We start from the raw sequence: 11,375 nt of genomic DNA, 5'->3' as shown, positions 1-11,375 counted from the left end.
TTATTTCCAGAAGCTTATTTCATCTTCCTTTAGTCCAACATGGCTTCCTGTAAATACAGGGTTCTTGCCTTCCTTCTTTTGCTTTTCGTAGTCTTTTAAGGTCTTGTTGACTACTCCGTACAAAAGGGCACAGCATGGGAGGTTGATGATTGTCATAAGTCCCATAGTGATATCTGCTGCAGCCCAGGCTGTATCCATGGAAATGATTGCTCCGAAGAAAATGACTGCTACGCAGCATAATCTGAAGATGACCATGAATTTAGCACTTGGGTTCTTTTTCCCGTTGAGATAAATCAAAGCATTATCTACATAGTAAAGATTTCCAAGTAATGTTGTGAATGCAAAAAGAATCATTGCAACAGTGATAAATGCTGGACCAAAATGTCCAAACACTGTAGATATAGCCTTTTGCACGTAAAGGATTCCGCTTACTTCCTCAGATGGTGCAACACCAGAGCTTAAACACATAAGTCCTGTTGCAGTACAAAGTAAGATTGTATCAATGTAAACGGATACTGTCTGTACCAATCCCTGCTTTACAGGATGAGTAACATTTGCTGATGCCGAAGCATTTGGAGCTGAACCTACACCTGCTTCGTTTGAATACAATCCTCTTTTGATTCCGTAGATTAAGCATGAACCTGAAACACCACCGAAGATTGATTTAAAATCAAATGCATTCTTAAAGATTACTGCAAACATTGCTGGCACATTAGTGATGTTTACAAGAATAACTATTATAGCAACTACCACGTAGGCTATTCCCATAAATGGAACCAACACCTCTGTCAGCTTAATAATTCTTTTGCCTCCGCTTAAGATGCATGCTCCTACTAATACAGCGATTACAGCTCCTACAATGATTGGTGTAAGCTTTGGATCATAAAAGCTATATGCAGCAAATGAAGACTGTAGATTATATGAGCAAAGCAAATTGAATCCAAATGCATAAGTAGAAATCAAAAAGATGCAAAACAACACAGATAACCATGGTGCATGAAGCGCCTTCTCTATATAGTAAGCAGGACCACCATAGCAGCTGCCATCATCTTCCTTCTGCTTATAAATCTGCGCTAATGTACTTTCAACAAAAGCACTGGCTGCGCCGATGATACACATAATCCACATCCAAAACATGGCACCTGGGCCACCGATACAAATAGCAGTAGATACACCTACGATATTTCCTGTTCCAACTCGCGATGCTGTAGACACCATCAGCGCCTGAAAGGATGATACATGAGCCTTGTCCTCTGGCTTTTCCATTACAAGCCTGCAGGCTTCTCTAAAAAGTCTAATCTGAACAAATCTGGTTCTAAATGTGAAATATAATCCTGCAACACCCATAACAATAATAAGGATTGGATAATACATCACATCATCAATCTTTGTAAGTAAATCTAATAACATAAATAACTCCATTCTAAAAACATACTGAGCTATTATATATGGATTTTACGATTTGCGCAAATTTACCCAAAAACTCCCAGCCGAAGCTGGGAGTCATCATATTACTTGATATTTAATTTTCCTTTTTTCAATAGGAATGTGACTGCTGCGCCAGCTGCAAGGATTGCTACTATGATGATTCCTGCAAGTAATCCTGAATTAGAGCTTTCCTCTACTGCTGTAGGAGTTTCTTCTTCCTGGATTTCTACAGAATCATCACTAGTTTCATCTGCCTTTTCATCTACTGCCTGTGGTGCTGCTTCATCCTTGATTTCTACTTCCTCTGTTTCTTCAACCTCTGTTTCCTCATCGGCTGCCTCTGCAGTCTTTGGTTTAGCTGCGTTTGTTGAAGCAGATTTCTTAGGAGCTACAGAAGCTGCGGTATTATTCTTACCTGCTTGAGCTGATGTAGAACCTGATACTGCTGGGCCTGCTGCTGGAACGTTAGCTTCAGCGATTGTCTTTGTGCCACTGCTTGCCTGGTTGCTTCCATTAGAAGATGAGCTTCCGCCATTACCGCCAGATGGCTGGCTAGGCTGTGATGGGTTGCTTGGCTTAGATGGCTGTGGCTTGTCTGTGCCTGGATTCTCTGGCTTAGGTTCCTCAGGCTCTGCTGTCTTTGATACCTGAACAAACTCGAACTTATCCAGATTTGGTGTGTAGTTAACGCAAGTGTTTACACCATTTACACCATTCTTATGATGACGATAATCGTTATTGTAAATCTTGATAACGTTCTTTCCTGCCTTAAGGTCAAGTGCTACGCACTGGCTTCTGAAAGAATCTACACTGTATGTATTTCTGAAGTATACAGTCTTTTCATCCTTGCCATTTACATCTAATGTGATGAATCTATCAATCATCTGAGCATTGTATGCGTGGCTACCAAATAACTCTTTGTTTGACTGATATACAACAAGCTCATACTTGCCAGCACTTGGAGCATTGTACTCGATTTCAAGTGCATTCTTTCCATCCTTTGATGCAAGGATTTCGTTTACAAATTTTCCACCTGAAGCTGCTGGATTTTCTGCTACTGTTACATCACCAATAAGCTTGCAATCCTCAGCTTCAATAGCTGTGATATTTTTGTTATCGACCTTTTCGATTGTAAGGTTATCTACAGCAAGTGCTGCACTAGTTGCATCAAGGTCGATGATGTTAATACCACGCTCTAAGAATACATCTGTAGTAACTGTGCTCCATTCGCTACCAGTTGCTGCTGCCTTAAGAGTATCAACCTTTCTATCTAAAGTCTTGTTAGAGTTGTTTACATACACGCCGATTTCTGCAGCGTCGCTTCCATTGTATTTAACTGAAAGCTTGTAGGTTCCGTTTTCCTTTGCAAATGTGATGAAACGGATACCACCACCATTCTTAACTGATGTGTCAAGGCCTACTGCATAGCCTGCACCTGTATAGCCATTTACATCGTTTGCTGTACGTACTGTTGTTGCTGTCTGGCTGCCAAGGATGTTGTAATCGCTAAGCTCTGCCTCGTAAGTTTTTACATTCTTGTCATTGTAAAGCGCATTTTCATCACCAACAAATGTAAGATATACGCAGTCGATTGATGCTTTACCTTCGCTATCTGTACCGCTTACAGAAATATCATGTGCACCCTTTGTAAGATATACATATTCTGTATGTAATCCTGACATGTAGAATGTAAGAGTATTCTGAAGATACATATCTGTCTTGTACTCACCATCTACAAATAGCTTCTGAATCGCATTCTTTGGATCATTTGCTGCTGTGTTGTAGGTGTTGTTGCCTGTACCGGCACCATAAACCATGTCAAATCTATAGTAGCCATCCTCTGGAACATCTACCTTGAAGGTAGCCTTTGCGCTTTCGCTATCAAGTCCCTGTGCCTGACCAATGCCTGAGCATGCAAAGCTTTGGTTCTTTCCAGCCTCTCTTGCGCCGCCTGTAAGCTCTGCTTCCTCGCCTTCGTATGTCTTCTTCCAAGGACCATTTTCTACTAAACCAACTTCGGCATCAGCATCAGCTGGTGTGATTGTAAGATTGTAAGCTGCCGCTGCAACTAATTCGTCCATCTTAATCTGGCAGCTTCCGTCCTCACCTACTTCGTATACTTCCTTCTTCATATATGTAGGAGCTACTGCTGCACCATTAATACCTGTCCAATCAGTACATTCAAATTTAACTTCAATCTTGTCACCGAAAATGCTCTTGTCGATATTGTTAAGATTCAATACAGCATTCTCTGCGCCACCGAAGATTACGTTTGAAGATTTCTTGTTGCTGTCCACTGATGCAACACCATAGAACTGTGTCTGTGGAAGGCCTGATACATCAATGTTTACTGTCTCACCAGAAAGCTCACCATACCATTTGTACAACCACCATGCACCGTTTGGCTCGTTGTTGTCTGCTGCCAAATCGCTAAGGTTGTTAGAAATGTGCCAGTATGCAAGACAAGCTGTTACTTTTTCATCCTCGAAAAGACCAATCCATCTTGCAAGAGCACCTGGTACTCCAAGGTGTGTGAAATCGGCATACTCGTTGATAACGATTTCTCTTGGCTCTGTGATAAGCCCTGGCTCAATCCAGTATTTCTTTTCAAGGTCTCTATAGTGAACCACATTATTATGGAAGTTATTGTACAAATCGTTGTTAAGTACATGCCATGAAATCTGATAAGGGATGCAATCATTTTCAGCACAGAACTGCATGTAGGTTTCTAACTGTCTAGCCTGATAGCAGCAGAAGTTTGGACCTGCCACCTTGGCATCCTTGTCGATTTCCTTTACAGCCTTATAAGCCTTGAGCCATGCTGCATCAAACTTTGACATGTCATTGCTCCAGATTTCGTTGAACCAGTTTCCTTCTGGCTCGTTGAATAGAACATATACTGCCACATCACTAAGGCCTGCTTCCTTGGTTTGCTTAACCATTGTTTGAAGCTTTTCGCAATATTCATCCATTCCTTCATATTCGTATGGCCAGTTTGCATAGATATCAGGGCATGCGATTTGGATTGAATCACCACCTGCCTCTAAGAAGGTGTCTGCCATGATAAGCACGTCACCGTTTGGATGCTGCAAGCCCTCTGCTGGCTTCTGCTCGCACATGTATGGCTTGATGGCTGTTTGAAGATTTACGCTAGGAACGTTATCTTCACCTACACCGTAAAGATAGCCTGTTGCACCGTGCTTTACAGGACCTGTCTTTGCACTCATATCGATATCCAGCGTGCCACGTGATACTGGCTTTTTCATAGCTGGGAATGTGCTGTACAATTCCTTAACCTGGTCTTCAGATAATGCTACATCATAAAACTCTACATCATCCATGTAGCCCTTAAAATCGTTATCTGATGTGTAATATGATTTACCAAGAGATGCGTATTTTAAAGTCTTAAGATAGTCTGAATCCAGTAGCTTTGGAAGCACATCCACAACCTTTTTAGTGTTGTCAGCGCCATCTGTGTAGCCAAGGCTCTTACCGTTTAAATAAACCTTGTATTCATCCTCTTTAAATGTAACTGTAAGATACTGCCAAGCATCTCTTGTAAGCTGCTTATCAAATTTAACCTTTGTCTTTACATCTGTGCTTTCGTTTGGCTTACCTACATAAAGTGTCATATCGTAAGCGCCGCCACCTGCTGCAAATGCAAAATCAGGATCGTTCCACCAGTTTGCTCCTGAATTTGTTTCGCCGATTGGTGCATTACTTGCATCGAAAAACTTTGAATAATTCTGTGCATCTGATGAAGGATTTACCCAAAGTGACATTGTGAACTCACCGTTTTCACTATCTGCAATCTTTGCAAATAAATCCTCTGGTAAATCCATTGAGCCATTTCCTGGCAAATATAAAACACTGCTATCCTTCTGCTCATCCTTTACAATCCTTGCATCATCGCGAAGCTTGTTCTTTACAGAATCCTCATCCTCAAAATTATAAGCATATACAGGACTTGGGATTTTATCATCAGCCTTTTTCAGCTTCTTCTTTTTCTTGTCCTTTTTATCCTTGTCATCTTTATCTTCATCTTCATCTTCTTCCTCGGAATCCTCGTCCTCTGATTCTTCCTTAACTTCCTCTTCTAAATCCTTTTCAGATTCAGCTGACTCTTCCTTTTCATCCTTTTTAGAAGATTCCTCTTCTTTCTTCTCCTCAGATTTTTCCTCGGATTTCTCTTCCTTTTCTTCCTCCTCAGTAGCCCCCTTCGCTACCTCTTCATCTTCGATTGTCTGTTCTTTGACTTCTTTTACTTCATCTACAGCCTCTGCTTGTACTGGCACCCCTGTTGCCACTACCTGCGATGCCAAAGCAAGGGCAATCGCTTTTTTTACCCATTTGTTTTTCATCACAACCTCCTCAATTATTATTCTCCTAAATAATCTTCTAAAGTTTTCCTCCAGATGTGGCTATACCTTCTATGAATTGCTTCTGGAAAATTACGTAAATTACTATCATTGGCAGACATGCAATAAGTGCTGCCGCCATCAGCTCAGGATAGTTGGATGAGAACTGTCCCTGCATCTTTGATAGTGCGCTTGCAAGTGTGGTCTTGTTTGTATCAGGGCATACAATCATTGGCCACATCAAATCCTTATATGCAAATACCGCTGTGAAAATTCCCAGGGCAACCATTGATGATTTTGTAAGAGGAGCCATGATAAACAAGAAGGTCTGGCCGATGTTGCAGCCGTCTAATCTTGCTGCCTCCTCAAGCTCCTTTGGCAAGCCTAAATATGCCTGTCTTAAAAGGAATGTTCCAAAGGCAGATACTAATCCTGGGAACAATAATCCCAAAAGTGAATTAGTCCAACCCAATTTACTTACCATTACGTATTGAGGAATTATGAAAATTTGTGATGGTATCATCATCTGAAACAATACCAATCCAAACATCAAATCCCTTCCCTTAAACTGAAGTCTTGCAAATGCATAGCCTGCGATTGTAGATGTAAGCACCGCACAAAGCACGCGCAGGGCTATCATTGCGATAGTGTTAAAATATAATCTTCCAAAATTTACGTTGTGCACTACCTTCACAAAGTTTTCTGTTCTCCAGTGTGCAGGTATGATTACGAATGGATCCATCTGTGTTGATTCGCCTACTGTTTTGAATGCGGTAAGCACCATCCATGCAAATGGAACCAGCATAATAAATGACATGATTATCAGTATGATATATATGATTGCTTTGTTTTTATCTCTCATTTCATTCACCCCTTTAGTTATAATGTACCCACTTCTTTTGGCCTATCATCTGTAGTACTGTAAAGAACATTATTACTACAAGAAGTACCACTACTACTGTGGCGCCATAGCCCTTATTACTCTGTGTGAATGAATATTTATAGAACAGGCAAACCAGTGACTGTGTCTTCGTAAGCGCTGGATTGTTGTTGTCGATAACCATGTAGATAACATCGAATACCTGCATTGCCGCAATAACTCTTGTCACCAAAACGAAAAAGATGGTTGGGGAGATAAGAGGAATTGTAAGGCTGAAAAACTGCTGCACACCTGTTGCCCCATCTATTGCAGCTGCCTCGTAATAATCCCTTGGTACCTCCTGAAGTCCTGCCAAAAACAGAACCATGTTGTAACCGATGATTGACCAGATACCGATGATTGCAATCGAATAGATTGCGATTTTTGGATTTGAAATCCAGTTTGTTTTTCCTGGTAATATATGATTTAAAAGGCCGAACTCAGAATTGTAAAGCCATCTCCAAACCATAGCGATAGCTGCTGGTGCTGCTACCATTGGAAGGAAGAAGATTGTTCTGAAGGTGCTCTTACCTTTTATTTTCCCATTTAAAAATACTGCTAAAACTAATGAAATGATAATAGAAATTGGAACCTCAACCACTGCATATTTCAGTGTGTTCCATAGAGCCTGCCAAACCTCTGTGTCAGAAAAAACCTTCACATAGTTGGCGCCGCCTACAAAGATATTTCCTTTTCCAAAATCCCCTGTTTTGAAAAAGCTTTGATATATTGTTTGAAATATTGGAATGATATTTAGAACGATTAGACCTACCATAGTTGGCAGAATAAAAAGCCATCCCCAGATGAATTCGCTCCTCTGGCGATTAGTTATTTTCTTTTTGTTTCCCATAACATTATGTCTCCTGCTTTAGAAAAATAATCATCCTGCTACGGTCACAAGCCTAATATTTCTTAGCTCAATTAATATTTAGCCTGAGAAACATTAAAGCTTGTTACCTACAGGATGAACCTTTATTTAACAATATGAAGAAGAAAAAAGTTACTCCTCGCTGAGAGTCTGATTCATGCTGTCGCAGATTTCCTTGCAAACAGTCTCAACATCCTTGTCACCTGTCCAAGCTTCCTTGAGTTTTTCTGTCTGCATATCCTCCCAAACTGTTGTGTACTTAGAATATGGTCTGAATACTAAATCTGCATCAAGCATCTTCATGTGACCGTTAAGATCAAATACGTCTGTGCAGTTTACCCAAAGGTCTGAGCAGCCTTCATAAGCTGACATTGTAACACCAAGCTCGGCCTGCTTCTCCTGCATCTCCTTGCTACCTAGCCACTCGATAAGAGACCATGCAGCGTCTGGGTTCTTTGTGTTAGCTGAAGCAGCCCAACCTAAACCATTGTAAATAGATACTCTCTTGCCTGTTGTAGCATCCTTTGGAAGAACTGCAACATCACAGTTTGCTGCTGTGTATTCGTTATCCTTGAATGCTGCTACCATCCAAGAGCCCTGTGTTACCATAGCAACCTTGCCTGACTCGAAAAGTACATCTGCTGCTGACTCAGAAATTGTGTTAAGATCTGGGCAAGAACCTGCCTGAACCATATCTACGAACATCTTGATTGCCTTAACTGTGTTTGGATTGTCATAGCCTGATGACTTCTTGTCATCGCTGATGATTTCTCCGCCCATAGAATAAACTGCGTTGTAGAATGAATCCTGGTTGTTAGATGGTGCAATAGCATATCCCCAATGCTCATCATTTGTAAGCTTTGCTGCAGCATCTACGAAATCATCCCATGTCCATGTATCATCTGGATAAGCAACGCCCATCTCATCAAAGATTGTCTTGTTGTACCAAAGTGCGATTGTATCGATATCCTTTGGAACTGCGTACTGCTTACCGTTTGACTGATATAGGTTTACGATACCTTCATAGTAGTTGCCCATGTCAATCTTATCGCTCGCTGCGATTTTGTCTGTTAAATCCATGAGCATATCGTTTTCCATGTATTTCTGTGCCTGATTTGAATGCATCCAGAATACATCAGGTAATTCTCCACCAGAAGCACCTGCCTCTAGAAGTGTCCAATAATCATCCCAGCCTACAACCTGAATAGTAGCCTTTACCCCTGACTGTGCTGACCATTCATCAATGATTTCCTGTAGTCCTTTTCTCTGGTTTTCATCCCAGATTGAAACAGTAAGCTCTCCTTCAACGCTTCCCTTCATTGCCTCTGTTTCTGTAGCAGTAGAATCCGCTGTTTCTTCTGTTGATGATGTGTCTGCAGCACCGCCGCATGCCACCATCGACATTGCCATTACTGAACTCAGTAACAGACTAATTAATTTCTTCGCCTTCATGCTAAAAAACCTCCCTCTATAATATATTTAGCCTCTCTGAAGATATTTTCATATTAGCTTCATTTAACCCTAGTTTGTATGGATTTCTTTTTCCTAAAGATGTCAATTTGTGACTTATGCTTCAAGCACATACAAACGTGAAGAATGATCCCCATCACTTTCAAACCAGAATTTGTTCTTCTCGCTCATAGATATTCCAGCTTCCATTAAATAGTCGCCATACATCTGAGCTGCACCGTTGATTGTGTACTTAAAATCAGGATTAAGGCCTGCAAGCTTCACCTTCTCAATTCCCATGTTTGGAACATTTTCCTTTTTATATGTGGTAAGGATTGCCTTTTTCTTATCCTCAGATACAACCATCCATGATGCGATGTTATGGTCAAATGGAGACTGTAATCTATAAACTGTGCCGTACTGGAACAGCTCGCGATTCTCCTTCATGAACTTTATCTGTTCTTTTACTTCAGCAAATTCCTCCTCGGAAATCTCGTTTAAATCCAGCTCGTAGCCGAAGGTACCAAAATAAGCAATATTTGCTCTATCCTTAATCTTCATGCTTCTTCCTGTCTGGAGATTTGGAGAAGCTGATACGTGAGAGCCCATTGATGCAATCGGATAACCGAAGCTTGTGCCATACTGAATCTTTACACGCTCGTAGCCATCTGTATCATCTGATGTCCAAGCCTGTGGTGCATAGTAAAGCATTCCTGCGTCAAATCTGGCTCCACCGCTGGCGCATGATTCAAAAAGGATATTAGGGAAGGCTGCCTTCAATCTTTCGTATAGGCTGTACACTCCAAGAATGTACTTGTGATAGATGGTTCCCTGCTCTCTTGCATCATGATTCTGGCTAAAGCATTCTGTAATAGAACGGTTCATATCCCATTTGATGTAATCAATGCTTGCTGTGGAAATCACCTTGTAAAGCTGGTCGTAAAGATTGTCCACCACTTCAGGCTTTGAATAATCAAGCACCATCTGGTGACGGCCTAAGGTTCTCTTTCTGTTTGGAGCAGCCAATACCCAATCCGGATGTGCTCTGTACATATCGGAATCCTCGTTTGTCATTTCTGGCTCAATCCAAAGACCAAACTTAAGGCCCATGTCATTAATCTTCTTAGATAATCCTGTGATTCCCTCTGGAAGCTTGTCAGTATTTACTACCCAGTCTCCAAGTCCTGCATGGTCATCATTTCTTGCTCCAAACCAACCATCATCAAGGACAAAAAGCTCTACTCCAGCTTCCTTGCCCTTCTTTGCAATCTGAAGGATTTTCTCTTCTGTGAAATCCATCTCTGTTGCTTCCCAGTTATTTAGAAGGATAGGTCTTGGCTTGTTTTTGTAGCAGCTTCTAACCAGGTTGTTGTTCATCAGCTTGTGAAGATTCTGGCTTAAATCATTTAATCCATCCTGAGTGTAGGTAATGATAACCTCTGGAGTATCAAAGCACTCCTGTGGAGCCAATGGCCAGCTAAACCACTTTGGGTTTATGCCCATGTTGAATCTAAGCTTTCCGAAGGTATCTGCCTGAGTCATGACAGTGAAATTGCCGCTGTACACAAGGCTGAAGCCCATAGCCTCGCCCTTAAACTCGTCTGTGTTCTTGCGCTTCATTATTACAAAAGGATTGTAGTTTGCACTTGAATGGCCGCGCATGCTTTCCACTGATGCAATACCATGGGATACGTCGCGTGTGATTGGTGTTCTTTCTCTACCCCAGGCTCCTTCAAAATGCATCAGCTCATAATTGATATCAGGAATATCAAGGTTGCAGCTTAAAGCTTTCTCTATCTTAAATTCTTCATCACCCACATTTTTGATTCTAGTGTGTCGGCAGACTACAGGGTAATCTCTCCAAATGGTGTAATATAATGTAGCTTCTATTCCAGCCACTTCATCCCTGCAGATAATTTCAAGAGTCTTTGCTTCATCATCAGTATTTGTGTAGGTAGCAGGAAGTCCTGGTATAGTCTCCTTACTATCGTAAATACGATAACTGCTAAAGATTAAATTTGTTACTCTAGAACCATTTGCCTGGAGAATCTCGTATGCAGGGTCTCTAAAATCTCCGTTACCAAAGGCTGGATATTCTAAAAGAGCCAGCTCCTTAGTGTAGTTTTCCTCTTCCTTTACGTTACAGCACAAAGGACGCAAGCCTGCAGACTGATAGTCAAGCACCACCTGGTTTTCATTTATTCTTTTTCCGAAGTACAACTGGCCGATTTCGCCGTCTAGGCATATTCCAATTACGTAGCTAATCTTTGAATTAAAAAGATGAAATTGTTTTTCCTTCTCATTAAACTTTATATCCATTTTGTCTCCTCGCTTCTTTCATTTTTGCTATAAT

Annotated in this window: 6 protein-coding genes; all 6 read right to left on the bottom strand. The window is 41.1% G+C overall.

From position 1 onward, the window contains the following. Nucleotides 1-1,410, bottom strand: a complete 1,410-nt coding sequence (locus BM097_RS11260) for an alanine/glycine:cation symporter family protein (RefSeq protein ID WP_207647035.1) — start codon at nt 1,408-1,410, stop codon at nt 1-3. Between the two features lie 101 nt (nt 1,411-1,511). Then, nucleotides 1,512-5,789 (bottom strand): LamG-like jellyroll fold domain-containing protein, encoded by a 4,278-nt coding sequence (locus tag BM097_RS11255; RefSeq protein ID WP_090549597.1) that lies wholly within the window; start codon nt 5,787-5,789, stop codon nt 1,512-1,514. A gap of 37 nt (nt 5,790-5,826) precedes the next feature. After that, a complete protein-coding gene (locus tag BM097_RS11250) occupies nt 5,827-6,648 on the bottom strand; it encodes a carbohydrate ABC transporter permease (protein ID WP_090549594.1) in 822 nt (273 codons plus the stop codon). A 13-nt stretch (nt 6,649-6,661) separates the two neighbouring features. Beyond that, nucleotides 6,662-7,555 carry a carbohydrate ABC transporter permease gene (locus BM097_RS11245; RefSeq protein ID WP_090549592.1) on the bottom strand — a complete coding sequence of 298 codons (894 nt, stop codon included), beginning with the start codon at nt 7,553-7,555 and terminating at the stop codon, nt 6,662-6,664. 150 nt (nt 7,556-7,705) lie between these two features. Next, nucleotides 7,706-9,025, bottom strand: a complete 1,320-nt coding sequence (locus BM097_RS11240; protein WP_090549588.1) for an ABC transporter substrate-binding protein — start codon at nt 9,023-9,025, stop codon at nt 7,706-7,708. A gap of 114 nt (nt 9,026-9,139) precedes the next feature. Beyond that, nucleotides 9,140-11,341, bottom strand: coding sequence for an alpha-galactosidase (locus BM097_RS11235; RefSeq protein ID WP_090549585.1), 2,202 nt, complete (start codon nt 11,339-11,341; stop codon nt 9,140-9,142). Nucleotides 11,342-11,375 lie beyond the last annotated feature (34 nt).

The sequence above is a fragment of the Pseudobutyrivibrio sp. OR37 genome, from assembly GCF_900113655.1.
Classification (GTDB): Bacteria; Bacillota; Clostridia; order Lachnospirales; family Lachnospiraceae; genus Pseudobutyrivibrio.
The sequence above is the reverse complement of the archived record's forward strand: the minus strand, read 5'-3'. Positions and strand labels throughout refer to the sequence as shown.